25 protein-coding genes are annotated in these 23,970 nt (G+C 72.9%); 21 read left to right on the top strand and 4 right to left on the bottom strand.

The genetic code is table 11. The features are described from left to right. Positions 1 to 10: 10 nt before the first annotated feature. The 12 genes from D7231_RS29060 (at position 11) to D7231_RS29005 (ending at position 13,198) form a co-directional block, all read left to right on the top strand. Positions 11 to 988, top strand: coding sequence for an acyl-CoA desaturase (locus D7231_RS29060; RefSeq protein ID WP_241999975.1), 978 nt, complete (start codon positions 11 to 13; stop codon positions 986 to 988). 24 nt (positions 989 to 1,012) lie between these two features. Further along, complete coding sequence (locus tag D7231_RS29055; RefSeq protein ID WP_199739484.1) at positions 1,013 to 1,960, top strand: acyl-CoA desaturase; 948 nt, start codon at positions 1,013 to 1,015, stop codon at positions 1,958 to 1,960. Positions 1,961 to 2,043: 83 nt separating this feature from the next. Further along, a complete protein-coding gene (locus D7231_RS29050; protein ID WP_120758589.1) occupies positions 2,044 to 2,343 on the top strand; it encodes an acyl carrier protein in 300 nt (99 codons plus the stop codon). Positions 2,344 to 2,357: 14 nt separating this feature from the next. After that, the gene (locus tag D7231_RS29045) at positions 2,358 to 3,470 is read left to right on the top strand and encodes a fatty acid desaturase (protein WP_120758588.1); all 1,113 of its coding nucleotides are present in this window, start codon (positions 2,358 to 2,360) and stop codon (positions 3,468 to 3,470) included. Further along, positions 3,467 to 4,330 carry an alpha/beta fold hydrolase gene (locus D7231_RS29040; protein ID WP_120758587.1) on the top strand — a complete coding sequence of 288 codons (864 nt, stop codon included), beginning with the start codon at positions 3,467 to 3,469 and terminating at the stop codon, positions 4,328 to 4,330. Before D7231_RS29045 ends, D7231_RS29040 begins: the two co-directional genes overlap by 4 nt. Next, positions 4,327 to 4,509, top strand: coding sequence for a rubredoxin (locus D7231_RS29035; RefSeq protein ID WP_391475430.1), 183 nt, complete (start codon positions 4,327 to 4,329; stop codon positions 4,507 to 4,509). The genes D7231_RS29040 and D7231_RS29035 overlap by 4 nt, the downstream gene beginning before the upstream one ends. Positions 4,510 to 4,538: 29 nt before the next feature. Continuing rightward, positions 4,539 to 5,765: a cytochrome P450 gene (locus tag D7231_RS29030; protein WP_120758585.1), complete on the top strand. Its 1,227-nt coding sequence runs from the start codon at positions 4,539 to 4,541 to the stop codon at positions 5,763 to 5,765. A gap of 260 nt (positions 5,766 to 6,025) precedes the next feature. After that, positions 6,026 to 6,613: a hypothetical protein gene (locus D7231_RS29025; RefSeq protein ID WP_120758584.1), complete on the top strand. Its 588-nt coding sequence runs from the start codon at positions 6,026 to 6,028 to the stop codon at positions 6,611 to 6,613. A gap of 108 nt (positions 6,614 to 6,721) precedes the next feature. After that, the gene (locus tag D7231_RS29020) at positions 6,722 to 8,128 is read left to right on the top strand and encodes an MFS transporter (protein WP_120758583.1); all 1,407 of its coding nucleotides are present in this window, start codon (positions 6,722 to 6,724) and stop codon (positions 8,126 to 8,128) included. Between the two features lie 546 nt (positions 8,129 to 8,674). Further along, a complete protein-coding gene (locus D7231_RS29015; protein WP_120758582.1) occupies positions 8,675 to 9,745 on the top strand; it encodes a hypothetical protein in 1,071 nt (356 codons plus the stop codon). 450 nt (positions 9,746 to 10,195) lie between these two features. Beyond that, on the top strand, positions 10,196 to 11,266 hold the full coding sequence (locus D7231_RS29010) for a hypothetical protein (RefSeq protein WP_120758581.1): 1,071 nt from the start codon (positions 10,196 to 10,198) through the stop codon (positions 11,264 to 11,266). A 135-nt stretch (positions 11,267 to 11,401) separates the two neighbouring features. Then, complete coding sequence (locus D7231_RS29005) at positions 11,402 to 13,198, top strand: prolyl oligopeptidase family serine peptidase (RefSeq protein WP_120758580.1); 1,797 nt, start codon at positions 11,402 to 11,404, stop codon at positions 13,196 to 13,198. Positions 13,199 to 13,482: 284 nt separating this feature from the next. Here D7231_RS29005 and D7231_RS29000 read toward each other — a convergent pair whose 3' ends face one another. From D7231_RS29000 to D7231_RS28990, 3 genes are all read right to left on the bottom strand, one after another. After that, the gene (locus D7231_RS29000; protein WP_120758579.1) at positions 13,483 to 14,235 is read right to left on the bottom strand and encodes an RraA family protein; all 753 of its coding nucleotides are present in this window, start codon (positions 14,233 to 14,235) and stop codon (positions 13,483 to 13,485) included. Positions 14,236 to 14,315: 80 nt separating this feature from the next. After that, positions 14,316 to 14,627, bottom strand: a complete 312-nt coding sequence (locus D7231_RS28995; protein WP_120758578.1) for an AzlD domain-containing protein — start codon at positions 14,625 to 14,627, stop codon at positions 14,316 to 14,318. After that, the gene (locus D7231_RS28990) at positions 14,624 to 15,346 is read right to left on the bottom strand and encodes an AzlC family ABC transporter permease (RefSeq protein ID WP_120758577.1); all 723 of its coding nucleotides are present in this window, start codon (positions 15,344 to 15,346) and stop codon (positions 14,624 to 14,626) included. The genes D7231_RS28995 and D7231_RS28990 overlap by 4 nt, the downstream gene beginning before the upstream one ends. 88 nt (positions 15,347 to 15,434) lie before the next feature. Between D7231_RS28990 and D7231_RS28985 the strand changes: the two genes are divergently transcribed. From D7231_RS28985 to D7231_RS28965, 5 genes are all read left to right on the top strand, one after another. Then, a complete protein-coding gene (locus tag D7231_RS28985) occupies positions 15,435 to 15,998 on the top strand; it encodes a CGNR zinc finger domain-containing protein (RefSeq protein WP_120758576.1) in 564 nt (187 codons plus the stop codon). A 117-nt stretch (positions 15,999 to 16,115) separates the two neighbouring features. Beyond that, positions 16,116 to 17,093: an ABC transporter ATP-binding protein gene (locus tag D7231_RS28980; RefSeq protein ID WP_120758575.1), complete on the top strand. Its 978-nt coding sequence runs from the start codon at positions 16,116 to 16,118 to the stop codon at positions 17,091 to 17,093. Then, positions 17,090 to 18,070, top strand: a complete 981-nt coding sequence (locus D7231_RS28975; RefSeq protein ID WP_120758574.1) for an ABC transporter permease — start codon at positions 17,090 to 17,092, stop codon at positions 18,068 to 18,070. Before D7231_RS28980 ends, D7231_RS28975 begins: the two co-directional genes overlap by 4 nt. Before the next feature lie 51 nt (positions 18,071 to 18,121). After that, positions 18,122 to 18,508 (top strand): GntR family transcriptional regulator, encoded by a 387-nt coding sequence (locus D7231_RS28970; RefSeq protein ID WP_120758573.1) that lies wholly within the window; start codon positions 18,122 to 18,124, stop codon positions 18,506 to 18,508. Between the two features lie 66 nt (positions 18,509 to 18,574). Further along, positions 18,575 to 19,792, top strand: a complete 1,218-nt coding sequence (locus tag D7231_RS28965; RefSeq protein WP_241999974.1) for a hypothetical protein — start codon at positions 18,575 to 18,577, stop codon at positions 19,790 to 19,792. 55 nt (positions 19,793 to 19,847) lie between these two features. On the opposite strand, the gene D7231_RS28960 is transcribed toward D7231_RS28965, so the two are convergent. Next, the gene (locus tag D7231_RS28960) at positions 19,848 to 20,681 is read right to left on the bottom strand and encodes an SAM-dependent methyltransferase (protein ID WP_120758572.1); all 834 of its coding nucleotides are present in this window, start codon (positions 20,679 to 20,681) and stop codon (positions 19,848 to 19,850) included. A gap of 177 nt (positions 20,682 to 20,858) precedes the next feature. On the opposite strand from D7231_RS28960, the gene D7231_RS28955 reads away from it, so the two are divergent. The 4 genes from D7231_RS28955 (at position 20,859) to D7231_RS28940 (ending at position 23,960) form a co-directional block, all read left to right on the top strand. Continuing rightward, positions 20,859 to 21,473 (top strand): sigma-70 family RNA polymerase sigma factor, encoded by a 615-nt coding sequence (locus D7231_RS28955; protein WP_228773949.1) that lies wholly within the window; start codon positions 20,859 to 20,861, stop codon positions 21,471 to 21,473. Continuing rightward, positions 21,473 to 22,144 carry a hypothetical protein gene (locus tag D7231_RS28950; protein ID WP_120758571.1) on the top strand — a complete coding sequence of 224 codons (672 nt, stop codon included), beginning with the start codon at positions 21,473 to 21,475 and terminating at the stop codon, positions 22,142 to 22,144. Before D7231_RS28955 ends, D7231_RS28950 begins: the two co-directional genes overlap by 1 nt. 110 nt (positions 22,145 to 22,254) lie before the next feature. Beyond that, the gene (locus tag D7231_RS28945) at positions 22,255 to 22,803 is read left to right on the top strand and encodes a cupin domain-containing protein (RefSeq protein ID WP_120758570.1); all 549 of its coding nucleotides are present in this window, start codon (positions 22,255 to 22,257) and stop codon (positions 22,801 to 22,803) included. Beyond that, a complete protein-coding gene (locus tag D7231_RS28940) occupies positions 22,800 to 23,960 on the top strand; it encodes a serine hydrolase domain-containing protein (RefSeq protein WP_120758568.1) in 1,161 nt (386 codons plus the stop codon). Before D7231_RS28945 ends, D7231_RS28940 begins: the two co-directional genes overlap by 4 nt. Positions 23,961 to 23,970 lie beyond the last annotated feature (10 nt).

The following is a 23,970-nucleotide window of genomic DNA, read 5'->3' as shown; positions in this document are numbered from 1 at the left end:
GGAGCCCACCATGACGATGTCGCCTGAATCGCCCGGGGCCGCCGCCTCCGGCGCCCCGCGCACGGCCCGCCCGGCCGCGGCCCCGCAGCAGCAGGCCGCGACCGACACCGACGCCTCGGCCCGCCGGCTCGCCTACCTCACGGTCGGCGTGCCCACCCTGGGCTTCGCCGGAGCGGTGGTCTTCGCGTACCACTACGGCTTCACCGGCACCGACCTCGGCCTGCTCATCGGGATGTACCTGCTGACCTCCCTGGGCGTCGAGGGCGGCTTCCACCGCTTCTTCTCGCACCTGTCCTTCGCCGCCAAGCCGGGCGTGACCGCCTTCTGGGGCATCGCCGGCAGCATGGCGGCACAGGGCCCCGTGGTCTTCTGGGTGGCGACCCACCGCCAGCACCACGCGTTCACCGACCGCGACGGCGACCCGCACTCGCCCCGGCCGGTGCAGGACGGACGCAAGTACCCGCGGCTGCGCGGCCTGTGGCACGGGCACGTCGGCTGGCTGTTCACCGTCCGCCGGCAGAGCTGGAGCAAGTACGTCCCGGACCTGATGAAGAACCGGCTCGTGATGAAGATCAACGAGTACTACTTCGTCTGGGTCCTGGCCGGGCTCGCGCTGCCCGCCCTGCTGGGCTGGGCGCTCACCGGCGGCAGCCTCCGCGGCGCGGCCGGCGGCCTGCTCTGGGGCGGCCTCGCCCGCATCTTCCTGCTCGACCACGTGACCTGGAGCGTCAACTCGATCGGGCACACGCTGGGCAGCAGGCCCCACCGCACCCGGGACAACAGCCGCAACGTCGCGACGCTCGCGCCCTTCTCGGTCGGCGGCTCCTGGCACAACAACCACCACGCCCAGCCCGCGCTGGCCCACAACCGGCACACCTTCTGGCAGATCGACATCGCCGGCGGCTTCATCCGGCTGCTGGACGTCCTGGGGCTGGTCACCAACGTCCGCTATCCCAAGCGCGCACGGTCCGAGCAGCACTCCAAGTAGCACTCCGAGAAAGGGAGCGGCCCCGTGTCTTCCGCAACCGCCGACCCGCTCGCGGCGGCGATCGTCAAGCTCGACCCCGCCAGCCGCCGCATCAAGCGCTTCTCCGCACTCACCACGATGACGCTGCCCCTGATCGGCACCGCCGTCGCGGCCTGGTTCCTGTGGACCGGCAACTACACCACCACCGACCTGGTCATGTTCGTCGTCATGTACTTCGTGCATATGGGCGGCATCACCATCGGCTTCCACCGCTACCTCTCGCACAAGGCGTTCAAGACCTCGCCCGCGTTCCAGGCCGTCATGATGGTCACCGGGTCCATGGGGGCCCAGGGCCCGCTGATGTTCTGGGTCACCACGCACCGCCGCCACCACCGCTTCAGCGACCGCGAGGGCGACCCGCACTCGCCGAACCTGCACGGCTGGAGCCTCAAGGCCCGGCTGCGCGGCCTGTGGTACGCGCACATGCCCTGGATGCTCAGCGACGAGACCTCGAAGTGGAGCGTCTTCGCCCCCGACGTCCTGCGCGACCGCCGGCTGATGTGGTACCACCGCACCTACCCGGCCTGGGTCCTCACCGGCCTGCTGATCCCGGCCGTCGTCGGCTTCGCCGTCGAGCAGACCCCGATGTCGCTGCTGACCGGCCTGGTCTTCGGCGGATTCGCCCGCATCTTCGTGGCCAACCAGGCCGCCTGGTGCGTCGGCTCCGTCTGCCACGCGATCGGCGGCCGCCCCTTCGACAACAAGGACCGCAGCGCCAACAACTGGCCCGTCGCCGCCTTCACCTTCGGCGAGGGCCTCCAGAACAACCACCACGCCTTCCCGGGCTCGTACCGCCACGGCGTGACCTGGTGGGAGCCGGATCTGAGCGGCTGGCTCCTCTTCGGCCTGGGTAAGGCCGGCGTCGTCTGGGACCTGCGGGAACCGGACAAGGCCACCATCGAGCGGAAGCGCGCCATGAAGCAGGCCGCGTAACCGCCCGCCCCCAGCAGTGCTCCACCCGCAGTGCTTCACCCGCACTGCGCTTCACCCTCGCACACCAGCAGGAGCGTAACCACATGTTCGGACGCAAGAAGGACGCCCAGCAGATCCAGGGCCCGCTCACGGAGGACTCCCTGCGCCAGTGGCTCGTCGAGCACCTGGCCCAGCGCATCGAGGTGCAGCCCGCCGACATCGACACGCAGAAGTCGTTCGAGTCCTACGGGCTCGACTCGCGCGTCGCCGTCCAGGTCTCCGGCGCCCTGGAGAAGGTCGTCGAGCGCCGCCTCTCGCCCGGCCTGCTCTACGAGCACCAGACCATCGACGACCTGAGCGGCTACCTGGCGCAGGAACTCAGGCTGTCCCGCCGGACCGGCTGAAGGGAACCACGACGATGGGGGCATACAACTTTCCGTCCGCTCCGGACCGGGCGTTCGAGGACTTCAAGCGCAAGTCGGAGCAGATCGAGGGCGAAAGGCTCGCGGGGGCCATCCCGAGGGAATTCTTCGAACCACGGGTGGGCCGCGGCCTGCTCGGCTTCGCCGTCAGCTGGGCGCTGTACATCGGCGCCCTCGCCGGCATCGCGTTCGCACCGCACTGGCTGCTGTGGATCCCGCTGTGGATCGTCGCCGGCCTGGGCGGCTGGGGCCTGCACTGCATCGCGCACGACTGCGGGCACGGCTCCTTCTCCCGCTCGCGCAAGTTCAACTTCGCGATCGGGCACGTCTCGCTGCTGCCGCTGATCTACCCGTTCCACGCCTGGCGGCACGTGCACAACCTGCACCACAGCCACACCAACAACCTGGAGCTGGACACCGACTGGCGCCCGGTCCCGGCGGCGCTCTACGACCGGATGCCGCTGCACGAGAAGATCATCTACCACGGGACGCGCACCTGGGCGTTCTGGGGCGGCACCATCAACTACTGGCGCGAGTCCGGCTTCCGGCCGAGCTACTTCCCCAAGCGGGAGGCGCGCCGCGACGTCCGCCGCTCGATGCTCTTCGTCCTGGCCGTCATGGCCGTCTACTTCGTCCCGCTGATCTGGTTCACCGGCTTCACCGGCTTCCTGATCTACTTCGTCGCCCCGTGGCTCGCGACCCACGCCTGGTTCAGCGCCACGACGCTGATGCACCACAGCTCCAGCGACATCCCGTACCTGACCAACGAGCACTGGACGCGCAACGCCAGCCGGCTCCTGGTGACCACCGACTACGTGTACCCGAAGTGGCTGCTGTTCCTCACGCACAACATCTCCATCCACACGGCACACCACGTCGCCCCGGTCGTTCCCTTCTACAACCTGCAAAAGGCGCAGAGAGCCCTGAAGGACGCCTACCCGGGCATGGTCCGCGAACAGCCGGTCAAGATCGGCGAGTTGCGCACCATCGTGCGGCGGCTGCACTTCTACGACACCGAGTCGGGCTTCTACACCGACTTCAAGCGGACGCGGATCGACCCCGCGGACGCGAAGCCGGTGGCGGCGGAGACGGTGAACGCCCCGTCATGATGCCCCTCGTCCTGAGAAGGCTCGCCCACGCGGCCGCCGGCGCCCTCGCCCCGGGGCCCGGCGGCCGCTGGGCCACCGACGTCTTCAGCCGGACCCGCGCCCTGGGCACGCAGCCCGACAACGTCCTGCCGCTCGGCGCCCGCGGCTTCGACGTCCTCGGCAACCCCGACGTGCACGGCGGATACCTGTGGGGCGACGACGACCGGCCCACCGCGCTCCTCGTGCACGGCTGGGGGGCCGACAGCAGCAGCATGTACTCGCTGATCGCCCCGCTGCGGGAACTCGGCTACCGCGTCGCCGCGTTCGACGCGCCGGCCCACGGCGTGAACCGCGGCACGCAGGCCACCATGACCCAGTACACGGCCGCCGTCCGCGCCGCGCTCGACTCGCTCGGCGGCGCGCGGGTGATCGTCGCCCACTCGCTGGGCTCGATCGCCGCCGTCGGGGCGGTGGCGATGGAGGAGCGGCCGGACGTCGACTGCATCGCGCTCGTCGCCCCCACCTGCACCCTCACCGCCGTCCTGGAACGCTGGTCCCGGGGCGAGCTGATGCTCTCGCGCGCCGTCGTCGACCGCATCTACCGCGAACTGCACCGCCGCAACGGGGTGCCCGTCAGCCACTGGGACGTCGTCGGCCTCGGCCGCGACCTCGACGTCCCGGTGCTGGCCCTGCACGACCCCGGCGACCCCGTCGTCCCGTACTGCGAGGCCGAGGCCATCGCCGCCGGGCTGAAGGACGTGCGGCTCGAACAGGCCCCGGGCCGCGGCCACATGGGGATCCTCATGTCCCCCGAAGTGAAAAGCGCCATCTCCGCGTTCGTCGCCGAACACGGAACGAGAACTGGAGAGACCATCCCGTGAGCGAAGACGCAGGGAAAAGGGCATGGATGTGCCTCGTCTGCGGCTGGGTCTACTACGAATCCCTCGGACTGCCCGAGGAGGGGATCGCCCCCGGCACGCCCTGGGAGGAGATCCCGGACGAGTGGGAGTGCCCGGACTGCGGCACCACCAAGGCCGATTTCGTCATGGCACCGCTGTAGAACCGCTGTAGACCTCTAGGAGAAGTGACATGACCACACCGGTGATGGATCCGGGCCGGGCGATGATGACGCTGCTGAGCCCGGCCGGGAAGCGGGACCCCTACCCGCTCTACGAGGCGCTGCGCTCCTACGGGCCGCTGCTGCCGCTCGGCCCCGGCCAGCTGGTGGTCACCGGGCACGCCGAGTGCGCACGGGCGCTGCGGGAACCCGCCCTCCTGTCGACCGACGGGGCCGTGCAGGACTCGATGATGCCCGGCTGGCGCGACCACTCCTCCTGGGTGTGGCTCACCAAGAACATGCTCTTCAGCAACAACCCCGACCACGACCGCTACCGGCGCTTCTTCAGCGTCGGTTTCACGCCGCGCCGGATCGCGGCGCTCCAGCCGGCGGTCGAGCGGCTGATCGGCGGGCTCGTGGACCGGCTGGGCACGCTCGGCGAGGGCGGTGCCCCGGTCGACTTCATGGCCGAGTTCGCCTTCCGCGTGCCCATGGCCATCATGGGTGAGCTGCTGGGCATACCCGAGGAGGAGCAGGCGGGGTTCCGGGGCCACATCGGCGCCATCACCACCGCGCTGGAGCCCATCCAGGACCTCGCCCAGCTGCTGCCCGGCGACGCCGCCATGGAGGAGCTCGCCGTCTACTTCCGGGACCTGGTCGCCAAGCGGCGGGCCGAGCCCGGCGACGACCTCGTCAGCGAGCTGGTGCGGCAGCTGGACACGACGGGCGGCATCAGCGAGGAGGAGCTCGTCGCCAACTTCATGCTGCTGCTCGTCGCCGGCACCGAAGCGCCGATGGACCTCATCGGCAACGGGCTGCGGCTCGCCGTGGAGCACCCGCAGCACGCCGCCGCGCTCCGCGAGGACGACTCGCTCGCGCCGGGCTACGTCGAGGAAGTGCTGCGCTTCGACCCCGCGGCGCAGGCCCTCAACCGCATGGCCGTCAAGGACTTCGACTTCTTCGGGGTCCCGCTCACGGCGGGTACGAAGGTCACGCTCCTGATCGCCGCGGGCAACCGCGATCCGCGGCAGTACGCCGACCCCGGCACGTTCAACCCGTACCGCACGGGCAACCACGCGCTGACCCTCAGCGGCGGGGCGCACTACTGCCTCGGGGCGGGCCTCGCCCGGATGCAGGCGGAGGTCGCCCTGCCGGCGGTCCTGCGGCGCTTCCCGGGCCTCGCGCTCGCCTCGGAACCCACGTTCCGCGACCAGCTGGTCCAGCGCGGCTTCGCCACGCTCCCGGTCAAACTGGGCTGACGGGTCCGCTGCCGCGGCGGCAAAGGGGGTCCGGGGCCCCGCCCCACCCTCCGCCGCAGCGGCGCTCAACCCCCGCGGCGGTCTTCGGCGGTGCCGTGCTCACCTCAGGTGAGTGCGGCACCGCCGGTCGCGTTTTTGGTGGTCGCGCGCCGCTGCGGCGGAAGGAAGAGACCGGGCGGGAAGCCCCCCCCGCCACCCGCGCCGGCCCGCCCGGAGGGCCCCCGCGTCCCCGCGCGGAGCGCGCCCCGCATGATGGGCCCGTGAAGCAAGAAACCGCACGTCGTAGCCTCTGGGCACCACCCACGTTCCTCACCGCCGTCGGCGCCCTGGTCGCGGAGACGGCCCTCGCGGTCGTCGTTCTGATCCTCTGGGCGTGGGTACGGCCCGCGGCACCCGTAACGGACGCGCTCTCGCCCTCCCAGGACGACAGCGGAGCCCTCGGCATCGTGTTCCTCCCGCTCTTCCTGGGCCTCTGGACCCTCGTGTGCGCCGCCCTCGCCGCCGCCCTCGTCGTCCCCACCGCCGCGCTGGCCCGCCGCACGGCGGTACCGCTGCCCGTCCTCGCCCTGCCCGCCGCCGCGGCCGCCGTCCTGGCCGTGCTCCTGATGTCGGGTCACTCCGGCGCCCTCGTCGAGCAGCCGGCGGCATGCCTGTCCTGGTGGCTGGGGGCGGCCGCCGCCCTCGTCCCCGCCGGCCTGCTGACCCTGGCCGCGGACCGCCGCGCCGCCACGGGCCGCAAGGCCTGGCGGCTGCCGCTGCGGCTGCTGGGAGGCGGCTGCCTCGTCCCGGCCGCCGGTCTGCTCCTCGTGGTCGCGGGAGCCGCGGCTTACCGGGGCGTCACGAGCTGACAAACCCTCAGCCATCCTGATGTGACGCCTACATCACACCGCCGGCCTCCCGGGGAACGCTGTATGCTCACGTGAGTTGGAAAAGCCAACTCACTAGCGAGGAGAGCGATGACTCAGACTGCCGCCGGACAGGCGGTCAGCGTGCCGAAGCCCGCCTTCGGGCCGGTGTTCGCCGTCGTTGTGGCCGGGGTTGCGATGTCCAACCTCGACATGTTCATCGTCAACGTCGCGCTGCCCGACATCGGCACTCAGTTCTCCGGGTCCTCCCTGGCATCGCTGTCGTGGATCCTCAACGCCTACGCGGTGGTCTTCGCCGCCCTGCTCGTCCCGGCGGGCAGCCTCGCGGACCGCACCAGTCCCCGTAACGCGTACCTGCTGGGCATCGCGGTGTTCACCGTCGCCTCCGCCCTGTGCGCCGTCGCGCCGGGCGTGTGGCTCCTGGTCGCGGCCCGCGTCATCCAGGCGATCGGCGCGGCCATGCTCATCCCGTCCTCACTGGGCCTGTTGCTCGCCGCGGCGCCGCCGGAGAAGCGGATCCCCGCCGTCCGTGGCTGGACCGCGATCAGCGGCCTCGCCGCCGCGCTCGGCCCCGTGATCGGCGGCCTGCTCACGCAGCTCGACTGGCGCTGGGTCTTCCTGGTCAACCTGCCGATCGGCGTCTTCGCCCTCCTCCTGGGCGCCCGGGTGCTGCCGCGCATCGCCGCCCGCCCCGCCGCCGCGCGGCTGGACCTGGCGGGTGCCGTCCTGCTCACGCTGGGCATCGCGGTCCTCGCGCTGGGCCTGGTCAAGAGCGAGGACTGGGGCTGGACTTCGCTCAAGGTGATCCTCTCCCTGGCGGCCGCCGTCGTGCTCCTGGCCGCGTTCTTCGCGAGCTCGGCCCGGCACCCCTCGCCCGTCCTGCCGCTGGGCCTGCTGAGGATCCCCGGGGTCGGCCCGGCCACCTTCGCGAACCTCCTGTTCGCGGTCTCCTTCGGCGCCATGCTGCTCTCCGCCGTGCTCTGGTGCCAGAACGTGTGGCACTGGTCGCCGCTGAAGACGGGCCTGGCCATCGCGCCCGGACCGGTGCTCGTGCCCGCCTTCGCGATGGGCGTGGGCCCCGTCATCAAGAGGTTCGGCGCGGCGGCGGTCTCCGCGGTCGGCAGCGTCCTCTTCGGCGCCGGCATCGGCTGGTGGGTCTATCGCCTCGACACCGCCCACGAGTACGCCGCGGGCCTCCTGCCGGGCATGCTGCTCACCGGCGTCGGGGTCGGCATGGTCGTCCCGACCCTGGTCGGCGCCGCCGTGTCCGCGCTGCCCCCGCAGAGCTTCTCCACGGGCTCGGCGGTGGTCACGATGGCCCGTCAGGTCGGCTCCGTGCTGGGCGTGGCCCTGCTGGTCGCCTTCATCGGCGCTCCGGCGTCCGCGGACGCCGCCGTGACGGCCTTCGACCACGGCTGGGACTTCGTCCTCGTCGCGACGGCCCTGGCCGCCGTGGCCTGCCTGTTCATCCCCCGCCCCAAGAAGCCAGCCGCGTAATGCCCTGACGCTCACAGGACAACCGCGGCATACGAGCCGGGCGGTCCGCGCGCAGACACCCCCGACTGCGCGCGACCGCCCGGCATTCTTGTGCCCGGAATCCATGATCCAGCGGCAGGGGTGATTCACATCACAGCAGGGTGGAGGCGAGGATTCCGGCCCGTGACGCCGAGTAGGGCGCCAATCACCCTGTGGATCATGGCCGAAAACGTGCGGGGGAGGGTTTTTCTGTTTGCCTCAGAGGCTCCCGAGCCTCCCCCGGACGGGGGTGGGCGGGTCGTGGGGGGTGCTGTAGAAGTGAAGGGTGAAGAGGGCATACGGTCTGTTTGCCGGTCCGCCGGGCGTCCTGGACCCCGGTTTTCGTGGATTTATCTACCGCGAGACGCCCATAGAGCCGGTCAAGCGTCACCAGCCGCACAAAACGGACAGGGTCACCGTTCAAACCGGCATATGTTCCGGCCATTACCCCCCGGCATATTGCGCGGGGTTCACCGGGTGCTGTTTTCTTACGGCCAGGTAATCAGCCACCTGGGGGTATCGCCGATTATGGCAATCAAGATCAACCCGGCGCGATTCAGTCAGTTCGGCCCGGCCGACGGAAGCATCTTCTGCCTGATCACCAATCAGGAGATGGTGCAGGAATTCGAAATCGTCAAGGACGCCCCCTACGCGGAGTACCGGACGATCATCCTGAAGCCCGGCGACGACTTCGAGAAGATGCTCGCCGATGAAACGGTTCCGCAGAATTCGCACTCGCTGGTGATCTCGCCCTACCGGTTCTTCGAGTCCCCGTCCGAGGAGGCGCTCGGCCCGCGCCGCAAGCTGATGGGCATGGCGTGCAACTCGACGCCGACGGACCTCGGCATCATCCGGCACTTCCTGGGCGTCATCGAGCGCACCTCCGCCCGGGAGCAGGCCGAGTTCAGCGACCGCTTCTTCGAGCTCGCGGAATCCACCGACCACCTGGTGTACGTCGACGAGCGGCACGGCACCCGCGCCGTCCTCGACCACCTCGCGGACGACCTGGTCTGGAACCAGCAGGCCGGCCCCCTCGAATGGGGCGAGCAGCAGATCGTGCCCTCGGGCGAAATCAGCGTCCTGCCCATGCAGATCGTTGAATTCGACGAGTCGTTGCACCTGCCGCTCGAAGGCAGCATCGCCTTCCGGGGCTTCCCGATCCTGCACAACGGCACCCCCTCGTTCCTCCGCAAGGACCAGGCCCGCCTCCAGGGCAAGCTGGCCGGGCTGGAGCACGAGGCGGTCGTCGCCGAGGTGCGGAAGGGAGCGATCACCTCGCTCCGCCCGTTCCGCCCCGCCGGCGCCCCGGTCGCCGACGTCTTCGAGGCGATGTTCGAGATCGACTCCCGCTACACCCTGGTCTGGGAGATCGGCCACGCCCTCAACACCAGCCTGGACATCGTCCGGGGCAACCACGCGATGAACGAGGTCTACGGCGGCGACCAGGGCTGCCTGCACTGGGGACTGGGGCTCACCCCCTTCACCCAGTACCACCTCGACATCATCTCGCCCGACACCACCGTCTACACCGAGAGCGGTGAAGTGGTGCTCGGCAACAAGGGCGGCGCCCCGAGCGTCCGCGTCGCACCGGCCGCCTGAAGCGGCGGCCCGCGGCGGACGCGGCGGGAGCGCGAAATCCATGACGACGGGAGGTGATTCCCCATGAAGAAGACCATCAAGGTTCGCAAGAACAGCAACTACCTCGGGACCCTGCTGGGCTAATAGCCCGGTACCCGGCCGGATCCGAGCCAATGGAGGGTGGTGAGTTCCCGTGAAGAAGACCATCAAGGTCCGTAAGAACAGCAACTACCTCGGGACCCTGCTGGGCTAATAGCCCCGCATCCCATCCGGAAACCCTGGCCATTGGCGGGAGGTGAGTTCCCATGAAGAAGACCATCAAGGTTCGCAAGAACAGCAACTACCTCGGGACCCTGCTGGGCTGAACCCGGGTGACGGGCTGAATTCACAGCCCTGGTGCGAGGCGGGTCGAGGTGCTGACTCGACCCGCCTCGCCGACACGCAACACGCATATCTGGGAGTGGTGTCGCGATGATTATTGTCCGCCCCGAGGCCTACCGCCAGTATCCGGTCGGCCGCACGAACTTCATACTGGTCCTCGAAAAGGCGCTCGCCGAGTTCTTCCGCCTCGACGGCGGAGACCGGTACGAGCGGAGCGCCGTCGTGGCGGCCGACGCCGGCCGCACCCTGGGCCACATCCTGCGCACCGACGTGCCGGACAACTGCGACGTCCTCGTCATCGCCACCGCCGACGCCCTGCTCACCGCCCCGGCCGCCGACATCGGCCCCGGCCGTACCGTCGCCGCGGTCCGCGCCGGCCAGGGCCCGCTCGCCCTCGACCAGGTGGGCACCGTCCTCGCGGCCCTGGAGAAGACCGACCCCGCCGAGGTGCAGGCCCGCGCCGACCGGCTCACCGCCGCCCTCGCCGCCTCCGGCGGGCTCCAGCTCACCGAGGCGCTCACCGGCTCCGTCGCCGAGCTCACCTACGACAAGCCGACCTGGTCGCGCACCGACGCCGGCCTCTTCCAGCCGGGCGCCGTGCGGACCGCACCCACCGGCCGGCTGCGCCTGGCCACCGACGTCACCGGCACCGCGCTCTCCGGGCAGATCACGGTCAAGGGCTGGCCCGTCGTCCGCTCCCGCAGCGCGAGCGCCGACCGCCGGCACGAGATCTACGACCAGCTGACCGGGCTCTCGCACTACCCGCTCGTGCTCACCGTGGACAACGGCGCGGTCACCGACCTCAAGGCCGCCGCCACCGGCTCCGGCACGGCCGCCGCCGAACTGGAGCGGCTCTTCGCCGAGCACGGGGACCACGCGCTGGTCTCCGGCATCGAATTCGGCCTGAGCAGCGGGACGCAGCCGCTGCCCTTCAACACCGAGGCCAACTCGGCGGCCGCCGGCAAGGCCGCGGTCTCCGCCCACATCGTCCTGGGCGCCCTGCCGCAGACCCCGTACCAGCTCACCCTGGCCTGCTCCACCAGCACCGTCACGGCCCCCGGCGCCACCGAGGCCCTCGCCGGCGCCGGCACGGAGACCGGCGGCGAGCGGCCCAGGCGCCGGATGAACCGGGTCACCTCGGCGAGCTGCGGCTGCCACTGACGCACGAGCCACCCCGCACGGGCGGCCGGTGCCGCCCGCCGGCCGCCCCGGCCCACCGCCGGCGGCGGCCGATCGCTGCGCGTGCGAGAGGGGCGGGGGCGCACACCCCAGCCAGCCACGGGAGGAACCCCCTCGATGACCACGACCGCACCCCGGCACCACCTCGCCGACGGACCCGTGTGGGAACGGCGCTTCCGCGCCCCCCGCCACACCCTCCCGGCCTGGGCCAAGAGCGCGCCCGACCGCTGCGTCTTCGTCAGCGACCTCTCCGGCATCGCCCAGGTGTACGCCTGGGACCGCGCGGCCGGCACCCTCCGCCGCGTCACCGACCGGCCCGCCGGCACCCAGCAGTGCGCGATCGAGGCCTCCGGCGAAGCGGTGTGGTGGTTCGACGACGGCGACGGCGACGAATACGGCTGCTGGATGCGCCAGCCCTTCACCGGCGGCCCCGACACCCCGGCCGTCCCCTCCACCGGGCGCTACTGGCCCTCGGGCCTGGCCGTCGGCCTCGACGGGCACGCCCTGCTCGGCTGCTCGACCGAGGAGGGCGCCACCGTCCACCTCGTCCTGCCCGGCGGCGCGGCCCGCCTCCTCTACCGGCACGACGAACCGGCCTACGCCGTCGACCTCTCCCGCTCCCTCGACCTGGCCGTCATCGCGCACAGCGAGCGCGGCGACCTCTGGGACCTCGGCGTGCGCGTCCTCGCCACCGGCGACGGCACCACCGTGGCCGACCTGGCCGACGACGAAGGCGGCCTGGAGGCCGTCGGCTTCTCGCCCGTGCGCGGCGACCCGCGGCTGCTGCTCACGCACCAGCGCGACGACCGCTGGGAGCCCGTCCTGTTCGACCCGCGCACCGGCGAGCGCACCGAGCTGCGCCTCGGCCTGCCCGGCGACGTCTCCGTCCAGTGGTTCCAGGACGCCGGCTCGCTGCTCGTCGTCCACGACCACGAGGCCCGCTCCACCCTCCACCGCTACGACCTGGGCAGCGGGCGGCTGGAGCGCATCGGCACACCGGCCGGCGTCATCGCCCACGCGCGGACCCGGCCCGGCGGCGACGCCTGGCTGCTGTGGTCGAGCTCGGCCCGCCCGCCGGAGTTCCGCGGCCTGCTGGAGGCCCCGCGGCTGCCCCTGCCGGACCAGCCGCCGCCCCCGGCCGCCGACGCCCGCGACCTGTGGGTGGACGGCCCCGGCGGCCGCATCCACGCCCTGCTGAACACGCCCGCGGGCCCGGGCCCGTACCCCACGGTCTTCCTGCTGCACGGCGGCCCGGACGAACAGGACGAGGACGCCTTCGACCCGGCCGTCGCCGCCTGGACCGACCACGGCTTCGCCGTCGTGCGCGTCAACTACCGCGGCTCCACGGGCTACGGGCGCGAGTGGACCGAGGCGCTGCGGCGCCGCGTCGGCCTCACCGAGCTGGAGGACGTGGCCGCCGTCCGGCAGTGGACGGTGGACCACGGCGTGGCCGACCCGCGCCGCCTGGTCGTGGCGGGCTGGTCGTGGGGCGGCTACCTCACGCTGCTCGCGCTCGGCACCCGGCCGGGGGAGTGGGCGCTGGGGCTCGCCGGCGCGCCGGTCGCCGACTGCGCGGCCGCGCACCACGGCGCGATGGAGGAGATCAAGGCACTTGACCGCAGCCTCTTCGGCGGCACGCCGGACGAAGTGCCCGAGCGCTACCGGGAGTCCTCGCCGCTGACCTATGTCGACGACGTCCGCGCGCCGGTGCTCATCCTCACCGGAGCCAACGACGCCCGCTGCCCCGTCGCCCAGGTGAAGGACTACGCCGAGCGGCTCGCGCGGCGCGGCGTCCCGTACGGGCTGCACGTGCACGACGGGGGTCACAGCGTGACCGGCGTGGAGGAGCGCGTGGCGCTGTTCCGCCGGCAGCTGGAGTTCGCGCGGACCCATCTGCCGCCCGCCGGGCCGTAGCCCGTCCCGCGAGCCGCCCCCGGCCGGGCCGGGGGCACGGCGCAGCGGGCTCTGGTCCGGTCCCCGGCGGCGGGGGTCCACCGGGAACCGGGCCGGAGCCCGCTGTGCCTGTACCGACCTCGACGGCATGAGGATGAGGAGACCTCCTTGAACGGTTCCGTGAACGGACTGGCCGTGCTCGCGTTCTCGTCGCGCCTCCGGGACGGGATTCCTGAGCCCCACCCCTGGTCCCGCCGGCACCTGCTGCTGCGGCGGGGCCTTCCCTCGTACGTGCCCGGGCCCGGCTACTCCAGCGCTCCGTCGACCTGGGCGAGATGGGAGCGGAACGCATAGCCGGGGTCGGTGCGGCGCCGCTCCAGGAAGCGGTCCCAGCGGAGCTGCTCGCGCAGGCTGATGCCTTGGAGGGCCAGTTCGGCCTGGGACCGCTCGGCCCGGACGATCCGCGCGGCGAGGGCGCTCACGCCGTCGCGGGCCGCGGCCGGGAGGAAGAGCACGCCGTCGGAGTCGGCCGCCACGCCGTCGCCGTCCCGCCCGGCGATCCGGGGAAGGGCGGGCGGCGCGGGGCGGCCGGGGCCGAGCCGGGGCGAGGCCGGACAGGGGCCGAGGCTGAACACCGGCAGGCCGATGGCGGCCAGTTCGTCGCTGTCACGGTGGCAGCCCCACACCACGATGCCCGCGATGCCGGCCTGAAGGGCCTCGATGGCGACGAGGTCGCCCACGCAGGCCTCGTCCGTACGGCCGGAGTTGTCGATGAGGAGGATGTCGCCCGGGGCCGCCGCGTCCATCCCGGCGAAGATCGAGACCACTCCCTCCGTGTGCTGGACGCGGCGCAGCGGCCCGGCGCAGCGCATGCCCGCCGCGACCGGCGCGAGCGGCAGGGGCGGCAGTTCGACCCCGGCCCCCAGGCGGACGCCCGCGTCCCACAGGGCCGTGGTGGGCAGGGGGGCCGCGGTGGGCAGCGGTGCCGGGGTGCCGGCGGCCGTGCCGTCCGGTGCGGCCGTGGTGCCCGTGCGGTCGAGGGGCGGCGTGGGTGTCATGGGTGCCTCCTTCCGGTCGGGGAGCGAGGGACGGCCCGAGGGGGCCGCGGGCCGGCTGCGGGGGCTGCCCGCGGGCGCGGTCAGCCGGTCACCAGCCGGGTGAGGGCCGTGGCCGCGGCGCCGAGCACCACCACGAGCAGGGTGGGCCACTTGCGCCAGACGCCGAAGGCGCCCACGACGAGCCCCACGGCGCGGGCGTCGATGACGAGCGACCTGCCGTGGCCGAACATCTGGGTGGCGATGAGCGCGGCCAGCAGGGTGGGCGCCATGAGCGTGACGACGCGCTGCATGGCCGCGGGCAGTTCCTCGCCGCCGAGCAGGACGGGGCCGGTCGCTTTGAGCGCCATGGAGACGGCGCCGACGAGGAGCACGGCGAGCCAGAGTCCGGTCATTTCCTCAGTCCCAGCAGGCAGGCGGCGGTGGCGGCGATGAGCGGTACGCCCGGGGAGGCGAAGGGGACCAGCGCCAGGGCGATGGCCACGCCCAGGATCGAGGCGGCGAGCGCCTTGCGGCTGGTGATCTGGCCCTTGAGGAGGGCGATGAACAGCACGGGCGAGACGACGTCGAGCCCGAAGCGCTCGGGGTCCCCCAGGTAATGGGCGCCCAGGAGGCCGACGGCGGTGCCGCCGACCCAGGCCGCGTAGACGAGGACGCCGGCGCCGAGCAGCCGGCCGCGCGAGTAGCGGCCGTTGCCTATGTGGCCGACGGCCCAGGACTCGTCCACCACGAGCTGGGCGGAGAGGAAGCGCTTGACGACACCGCCGGTCATCGCGGGGGCCACGCTGATCCCGATGGGCAGATAGCGGGAGTTGAGCAGGACGGCCGCGACGATCGCCGCGGCGACCCCGCCCCCGGTGCCCAGCACGGAGGCGGCGGCGAACTGCGCGGACCCGGCGAACGTGGTCAGCGACATCACCACGGGGGCCAGCACGCCCATGCCCGCCGCGCGGGCCACGATCCCGAAGGAGACCGCGAATCCGAAGACCGCGATGGCCAGGGGCACGGCGGCCCGCAGACCGTAGAGTGCCTCCTCCCGGAATCCGGCGGCGGGGGCGGGCGTTTCCAGCGATGGCGCCGACCCCTCGGCGGGTAATGCCTCTTGAGAGTCCATCGACGTCCTCCGCGGACATGCGGGCAACAGGAAACAGCGCCGCCGTACGTGATGCGGTGGCGACTACGAGCAGCAATAGTACGGAGTCATGGTGAGGTTTACTAGTTACTCAGACGGTTCGGTGACCCTGGCTGAGGACCTGGTCAATACCTTCAATATCGTGCGCAATGTGGAGAAGATGCCCGATGTTGCGGCGTTGTCCGCTCTGCTCGACGCCCATGGCATCCGGCCGCCCGCCGCCCCGACCGAGGCGGACCTCGCCGCGGCGCGCGAGCTGCGGCCCGTGCTGCGCGAGGTCTTCGGCGCCCCGGACGCGGCGACGGCCGTCGCCCTGCTCAACGGCGTCCTCGCCGGCCGCGGCGCCGTCCCGCACTACACCGACCACGACGGCTCCTGGCACCTGCACGTCGCCGCACCCGGCGCGCCCGTCGTCGACCAGTACGCGGTCAACGCCGCGATGGGCCTGCTCACCGTGGTCACCACGAGCGGCGTGGAGCGGCTCCACGTGTGTGTGGGCAACCGCTGCGCCGAGGTCTTCGTGGACACGTCCCGCAATCTGTCGCGGCGCTTCTGCTCGCCTCAGATCTGCGGCAACCGCGCGACGGCGGCCGCCCACCGGGCCCGCCGGAAGGCCACGGGCGTGACGCCGTAAGGCCGTTAGATCCCTATTTGCCCCTTTCTGAACCGGATATTGACAGCGCAGGGGTGTTCTATATGCTCATTCCACTAGCTGACTAGTGGAATGAGCAGGCGGGGCAGGTGGGGTGGGATGACTTCAGCCGACGGCGCGAGCCGCTGGGCCGTCGAGGCGCGCGGGCTGGGCAAGTGCTTCCGGCGGCGCCGGGCCGTCCAGGACTTCTCCGTCCGGATCCCGGCCGGCGCGGTCTGCGGGCTCGTCGGCCCCAACGGCGCCGGCAAGAGCACGCTGCTGGGCATGGCCGCACGGATCATCCGGCCGACGGAGGGGAGCCTGCGGATCTTCGGCTCGCCCGTCGACGACCCGGCGGGCCTCGCCGACACCGCCTTCCTCGCCCAGGACAAGCCGCTCTTCCCGCAGTTCACGGTCGAGGAGACCCTGCGCCTGGGCCGCGAGCTGAACCCGCGCTGGGACCAGGAGGCGGCCGAGCGGATCGTGCGGTCCGGGAAGCTGCCCCTCGGCGCCCGCGTCGGCAGCCTCTCCGGCGGCCAGCGCGCCCGCGTGGCGCTCGCGCTGGCCTTCGGCAAGCGCCCCCGCCTCCTGCTCCTCGACGAACCCATGGCGGAGCTCGACCCGCTCGCCGCCCACGAGATCGGCGGCCTCCTGCTGGCCGAGGCGGCCGAACAGGGCACCACCGTCGTGATGTCCTCCCACCGGCTGGCCGACGTGGCGACCATGTGCGACCACCTCGTCGCCGTCGCCGGCGGCCGGGTCCGCCTCGCCGGCGAGACCGACGAACTGCTCGCCGCCCACCGGCTGGTGACCGGCGTGCACCTCACCGAGGGCGTCCCCGCGGAGATCGCCCGGCACACCGTCGTCGAATCCCGCACCACGGGCCGCCAGCTCACCGCCCTCATCCGGCCCCACGGCCCGGTCGAAGGCGACTGGAAGACCGTAGAACCCTCCTTGGAGGAGGTGCTGCTGGGCTACATGCGCTCGCCCGCCGCGCCCCCCTTGCTCACCGCCGCGGCCCGCGTCGACGGCCCGCACGACCAGGAAGCTGCCGGCTCGCACGGCCAGGAACAGGAAGACGAAGAGGTGACGGCATGAGCACCGCCGTACGAGACCCCCTCGCCGCGCAGACCGGCAAGCAGCCGCCCCGCATCCTGCGCGGCCTGCCCTGGCTGGTCTGGCGGCAGCACCGGACCGCCTTCGTGGCCTGCCTGCTGCTCACCGCGGCCGGCTGCGTCCACATGCTCTGGCAGCGCCACGTGACGCTCGGCTGGCTCGGCCCCGCCCGCACCCACGGCCCCCTGAAGCTCGTGGAGGCCTCCGGACAGCCGTACGCCGAGGCGTTCCGGAACGGCACCTGGATGATGTCGCTGGTGCCCGTCGTCGCGGGCGTCCTCCTCGGCGCCCCGCTGATCTCCGGGGACCGCGAGCGCGGCACCGTGCAGCTGGTCACCACCCAGTCGGTCACCCGCGGCCGCTGGCTCGCCGTCAAGCTCGGCACGGCGGCGCTGATCGCCGTCGTGTGCGCGGCGGCGCTCTCGGCCGCCTTCACCTCCTGGTGGGAACCCGCGCACGACCTCTTCAACGCCGGCGACTGGAGCGCGGGCGACATCTTCGACAACACCGGCCCCGTGCCCGTCGCGCTGGCGCTGCTCCACTTCGCCGTGGGCGCCGCGCTCGGCATGCTCCTGCGCCGCACCGTGCCCGCCATGGTGCTCACCCTCGGCTTCTCCTTCGCCTGGGAGGTCCTGGCCGGCCCCCTCCGGCGGGTCTTCACGGAGCCGCGCGTGCTCGTCAACCCCGTCGAGGAGGGACAACCCGGGCTGCCCGAAGGCGCGGTGCGGTTCGACAACTGGACCGTCGACGCGCACGGCGGGCTCCACGGCTTCGGCGAGTGCTTCAACGCGCGCACCCCCGCGGAGTGCAGGGCCAAGGGCATCGTCGCCGAGCGCCTGGAATACTTCGGGTACGACCAGATGCCCGGCATGCAGTGGACCTACGCGGCTCTCGTGCTGGCGGCGGCCCTCGCGATCCTCGCCCTCACCCTGTGGTGGGGCCGGCGGCGCCCGCTGTGAACCGCGCCGCACGGTCACCGCACGCCGGGACGGGATGAGGGGGGCCGCACCATGGTCGAGTTCAGAATCGACCGGCAGAGCGGCATGGCCGCCTACCTCCAGATCGTCCAGCAGGTGCAGGAGGCGCTGCGCATGGGCATCCTCGCCGCCGGGGACCAGCTGCCCACCGCCGCCCGCGTCGCCGCCGTCACCAAGCTGAACCCGAACACGACGCTCAAGGCCTACCGCGAGCTCGAACACCTCGGGCTCGTCGAGGCCCGGCCGGGAGTCGGCACCTTCGTGAGCACCTCCCCGGCGCGGCCCCGCACCCTCGCCGACTCCCCGCTGCGCGGCGAGCTCGCGGACTGGATGGGCCGGGCCCGCCGGGAGGGCCTCGACTGGACGGACGTCTCCGCGCTGATCACGGCCGCCCGCGCGGAGCACTATCCCGCCGTGTGACGGCCCGGCCCCGCACCACCCCACCGCGTACTCCCGTACGCCCCCGACGAAACGGCATGACCGCCCATGACGGCACTCGCACCCGACCCCTCCACCGCCGGCCCCGGCGCGATACCGGCAACTCCGACCCCGCCGGACCCGTCCGCCCCGTCCGTGCGGCAGCGAGGGAAACGTATCTTCCGCTTGGCGCTGCCCGCGCTCGCCGTGTACGCGGTCACCACCGTCCTCCACCTGCTGGTCCTGGCCGCCATGAGCGACCCGTACGGCCCCGCCCTGCGCGAGCGCCTCCTCGCCTGGGACGGCAACCTCTACGTGAGCATCGCCGAACACGGCTACCCGCACGGCTACTCCTACGCCGCCGACGGCACCCTCACCGGCAACGACCTCGCGTTCTTCCCGCTGTTCCCCATGCTGATCCGCGCCGTCCACGCCGTCACCGGCCTCGGCTGGGGCACCTCCGGCATCGTCGCGGCCCACCTCGCGCTGATCGCCGCACTGATCGCCGTGCACCGCCTGCTCGCCGCGCTCCACGGAACCCGCACCGCCCTCATCGCGATCGTGCTCCTCGCCGGGGCACAGCCGATGTCCCTGTCCTTCCTCATGTCCTACAGCGAGTCCCTCTTCCTCGCCCTGGCCGCCGGCACGCTCCTGGCCGCCCACCGCAAGGCCTGGCTCACCGCCGGCACCCTGGCCCTGCTCACCGGGCTCACCCGGCCGGCCGCCGCGGCCGTGGTCGCCGCCCTCGCCGTCGCCGCCGGACTGCACCTGCTGCGCGAACGCCGCCTGCGCCCAAGGCCCCTGGCGGCGGTCGCCCTCGGCTGCCTCGGCACGCCCCTCTACCTGTGGTGGGTCGGGCAGCGCGTCGGCGACCTCGGCGCCTGGTTCCGCATCCAGGAGGCAGGCTGGGGCACCCACTGGGACAACGGCGCCGCCTTCCTCGACTTCCTCGGCGAGACGCTGCGCCGGGGCGACGGCTGGGTGTCGGTGAGCACCGCCGTGCTCCTCCTCGCCCTCCTCTGCGCCACCGTCCTCACCTGGCACCGCGGCACCTGGCCGCCGCTGCTCGTGTACGGCACCGGCATCGTGGTCCTCACCCTGGCCCAGAGCAACTACTCCCACTCCAAACTGCGGCTCCTCATACCCGCCGTCCTCTTCCTCGTCCCCGCGGCCCGCGCCCTGGCGGCGGCCCGCACCCGCACGGCCGTGACGGTGCTGTGCGCGGCGACCCTGTTCGGCTGCTGGTACGGCGCGTTCATGCTCACGGTGTGGAAGTACGCGATTTGAGCGTGCGATCCCGCCGGGCCGCGGCTCGTACGTCCGCGGGAACCGGCGGCAGCCGCTACGGCTTGAAGGCCACCGCCGCGTAGCAGACCGCCTCCGCCGCCGTCGGCCGGTCCGCCTCTCCGGGCCCCTCCGGCCCGCCGGGGCGCCAGCGGTGGGCGAGGGTGACGCCCGGTTCCACCAGCTTCCAGCCGTCGAAGAACCGGCGGAACTCGGCCTCGCTGCGCAGCTGGAGCGGCGTCCCGGCCCGCGCGTAGATGTCCATGATCCGGCCCGTCGCCAGCGGGGAGAAGTCGGAGGTGCCGTGCGTGAGGACGAGCGCGCTGCCGCTGGGCAGCGCCGCCTTGAGACGCTCGACGACCGCATGGGCGCGGTCCCGGCCGTCGTCGGTGATGAAGTGCAGCAGGGCGTTGAGGGTCAGGGCCACCGGCCGGCCGAGGTCGAGCGTCGCGAGCAGCTCCGGCGCCCGCAGCACGCTGCCGGGGTCGGTGACGTCGGCCTCCACGTACGCCGTGCGGCCCTCGGGGCGGCCGCGCAGCAGCGCGGCGGCGTGGGCGAGGACGATCGGGTCGTTGTCGGTGTAGACGACGCGGGCCGAGGGGACGATGTCCTGCACGGTCTCGTGCAGGTTGGGCGAGGTGGGGATGCCCGTGCCGATGTCGAGGAACTGGGTCAGGCCCTCGCGCGCGAGGTGGGCCGCGGCCCGGTGCAGGAACGCCCGGTTCATCCGGGCCGCCTCCCCGGCCGACGGGAAGACGGCGAGGACCTGACCGGCGGCCTCGCGGTCGGCGGCGAAGTTCGTCCGCCCGCCCAGGAACCAGTCGTAGATGCGGGCCGAGTGGGCCCGGTCCAGCCGGAGGTCGACCACGGGCTCCTCGCGGGCCTCGCCCATCTTCTCTGCCTCCCCTTCGCGTTACGGCTGCCCCATACCTGTCCCCGGTCGCGGGCGGGAAACCGCGCCGAAGCGGAGGGCCGGACCATTTGCGGGGTTACGGCACGGCGGGGCCCGCTTTTCCGGTTCATTGGAACAACGCAGAAGAAGCAGCGGGACACACGACGAGAGGCGCCCATGACGGACAGCGGTCGGACGCCCGCGCCCGCCGGGACCACGGTCCCGGCCGAGCGCCGGATGGAGATCGCCTTCACGGCCTTCCGAGAACTGCACGAGCACAGGTGGGGCGCCTACGCCTTCCTGCACACCGGGGACGCCGAGGCGGCCGCGGACATCGCGGAGGCCGCCCTCGACCGGCTGTGCGTCCAGTGGCCGCACGCCCTGCGCCAGCCCTCCGCCGACTCCTACGCCTGGTCGCTGCTCAAGGAGCACGTCGCCGGCCGGCTGGCCCGGCACCGCCGCGGCACGGCGCTGGCGACGGCCGCCTTCCACCGCGCGGCGCACACGCCGGGCCCGGACCGCGCGGAGCGCTTCCGCCTCCTGGAGAGCCGCATCGCGCTGTACGCGGCGATAGCCCGGCTGCCCGAGCGGCAGTGCGACGCCCTCGTCCTCAACCTGGTGATCGGCTACAGCGTGGGCCAGGTCGCGGACCTGCTGGGCGTCGACCGGGCGGCCGTGCGCTCCCTCGTCGGCCACGCCAAACGCAAGGTCTCCGCGGCCTTGTCCGCATTAGAGGTCCAGCACTCCGGATTATCGGGATCAGAGGTCCAGCACTCCGGCAGGGGGAAGTAATGCCGCGCAGCCACGACGACACCGACGGCGACGTCATCGAAGCCATGCTCACCTCGGACGCCCGCGCCATCGCTGTGGCGTTCGAGAGCCGGCGCCGGCCGGACCGCCGCAGGCCGGAGCGGGCCGCCCCGTCCGGCGGCCCGAGCGCCCGCGACGAGGCCGGGCACGAGCTCGACCTCGCCTGCGTGCTGGTGATCAACGCCGCCGAGGCGGCGGCCAGCCTCGAACGGTTCGCGGACGACCGGGGCATCGACCCCGAGGGCGCCCTCGTCTTCGCCTGCCTGCTGCACGTCACCGGGCACACCGGGGCGGCCGGCTTCTGGTGGCAGTTCGCCGCCGGCGGCGGCAGCCGGACCGCCGCGTACTGCCTCCACCTCTCGCACCGCCGCAACGGCGAGTTCCGCGACGCCGCGTTCTGGCGCGCCCAGGCCGCCCACGACCCGCAGGAGCCGCCGCGGTCCGCGCCCCGGCCGGCCGGCCGCCGCAAGCTGCTGTCCGACGCGGCCCGCCACGAGCTGCTCGTGCAGTGGCACAGCGGCCTGACGCCCCATCTGCCCGCCGCGCTGGAGAGCGTCGTCAACCGCCTCACGGTCGCCGGCGACGACGCGGACTTCGGCGAGGTGCCGCAGCCCGACCCCGGGCTCGTGGAGCGGCTGTCCCGCGAGGTGTGACCCGTACGGGTGAGGGCAGGGGTGCCGCGCGGTCCGAACGGGAAATCTACGGAATATCGGACGCCGTGGTTCCGCCACGCCGTGGAGCGCCGCCGGGAAGGACCGCCGCGATGACCCTGATCTCCGCCCAGGACGGTCTCGTCGTGCCACCCGGCGGGGGCCGCACCCTCGTCAGCCCCGCCCAGCAGGTCACCTTCAAGGTCACGGGGGAGCACTCGCGCGCGGCCTCCAGCTTCGAGGTCGTCGTCCCGCCCGGCTTCGACGTCGGCGCGCACCTGCACACCCGCAGCGAGGAGCTCTTCTACGTCCTGGAGGGCGAGCTGGACGTGCTCGCCTTCGAGCCGCTCGTGCGGACGCCGGACCACTGGCGGGAGTGGCGCTCGGCGGCCGGCCAGCGGTACGCACGGGCCACCCCGGGCACGGTGATCGTCGTCCCGCCGGGCTGCCCGCACGCCTTCGCCAACCCGACGTCCGAGCCGGTGCGGATGTTCTTCCAGGCCTCGCCGCCGCCCGACCACGAGCGCTATTTCGAGGAGCTCTTCGAGATCCTGGAGGCGGGCCCGCCGGTCGACCTGGAGGCCATCGCGAAGCTGCGCGTCCGCTACGACATCGAGCAGATCACCCCGCTCCGGACGGCCGGGCCCGCGGCGGGATCGTGACGGGCCTGCGCGAGGTCCTCCGGCCGTACGTCAGCGGCGGAGCGGTGCCCGGCGCGGTGGCGCTGGTCGCGCGCGGCGACCGCACCGAAGCGGAGGCCACCGGCTCGGCCGGGGGCCCGGGCAGCGCGCCCGTGGCGCAGGACTCGCTGTTCCGCATCGCGTCGCTCACCAAGCCCCTGATCGCCGCGGCCGCCATGATGCTGATCGAGGACGGCCGGATGGCGCCCGGCGACCCGGTGAAACAGTGGCTGCCGGAGCTCGCGTCGCCGGTCGTGGTCCGTACGCCGGACGCGGCCGTCGACGACGTGGTCCCGGCCGCCCGCCCCATCACCGTGGAAGATCTGCTCACCTTCCGCGCGGGCTACGGCTTCCCGGCCGACTTCTCGCTGCCGGCGGTCGTGCTCCTGCACCAGGAGGCGCACCGGCACCTCCTGGCCCCGCAGCAGGCCCCGCTGCCGGACGCGTGGCTGGCGGACCTGGCCCGCATCCCGATGCTCCGTCAGCCGGGGGAGGCCTGGCTCTACCAGACCTGCTCCGACATCCTGGGCGTGCTCATCGCCAGGGCCGCGGGCCGCTCCCTGCCCGCCTTCCTCGCCGAGCGGCTCTTCGAACCGCTGGGCATGGCCGACACGGGATTCTCGGTCCCGGCCGCGGACCTCGGCCGGTTCACCACGCTCTACCGGCCCGCTCCCGAGGGCGGCGAGGGCGGCCCGGAGCCGGTGGACCCTCCTGACGGGGAGTGGAGCCGCCCGCCCGCGTTCCCGGCCGCGGGCGGCGGGCTCGTCTCCACCGCCGGCGACCTGTACGCCTTCGCCCGGATGCTCCTCGCCGGGGGCACCGCGCCCGGCGGGCAGCGGCTGCTGTCGCCCGCGTCCGTACGGCGGATGACCACCGACCACCTGACGCCGGCCCAGCGCGAGGGCGGCGCGCTGTTCCTGGAGGGCCAGGGCTGGGGGTACGGCGGCTCGGTCGACATCACGGCGGCCGAGCCGTGGAACGTGCCGGGCCGTTACGGCTGGGTCGGCGGCACCGGGACGGCCGCGCACATCGTGCCGTCGACCGGGCTGGTCGCGATCCTGCTCACGCAGGTCCTGATGACCGGGCCGACCCCGTCCGCCCTGATGCGGGACTTCTGGCGGTACGCGGCCGGTTTCTGACGGACGGCGC

The sequence above is a fragment of the Streptomyces klenkii genome (assembly GCF_003626645.1).
GTDB lineage: Bacteria > Actinomycetota > Actinomycetes > Streptomycetales > Streptomycetaceae > Streptomyces > Streptomyces klenkii.
This window is presented reverse-complemented; position numbering and strand designations above follow the sequence as displayed.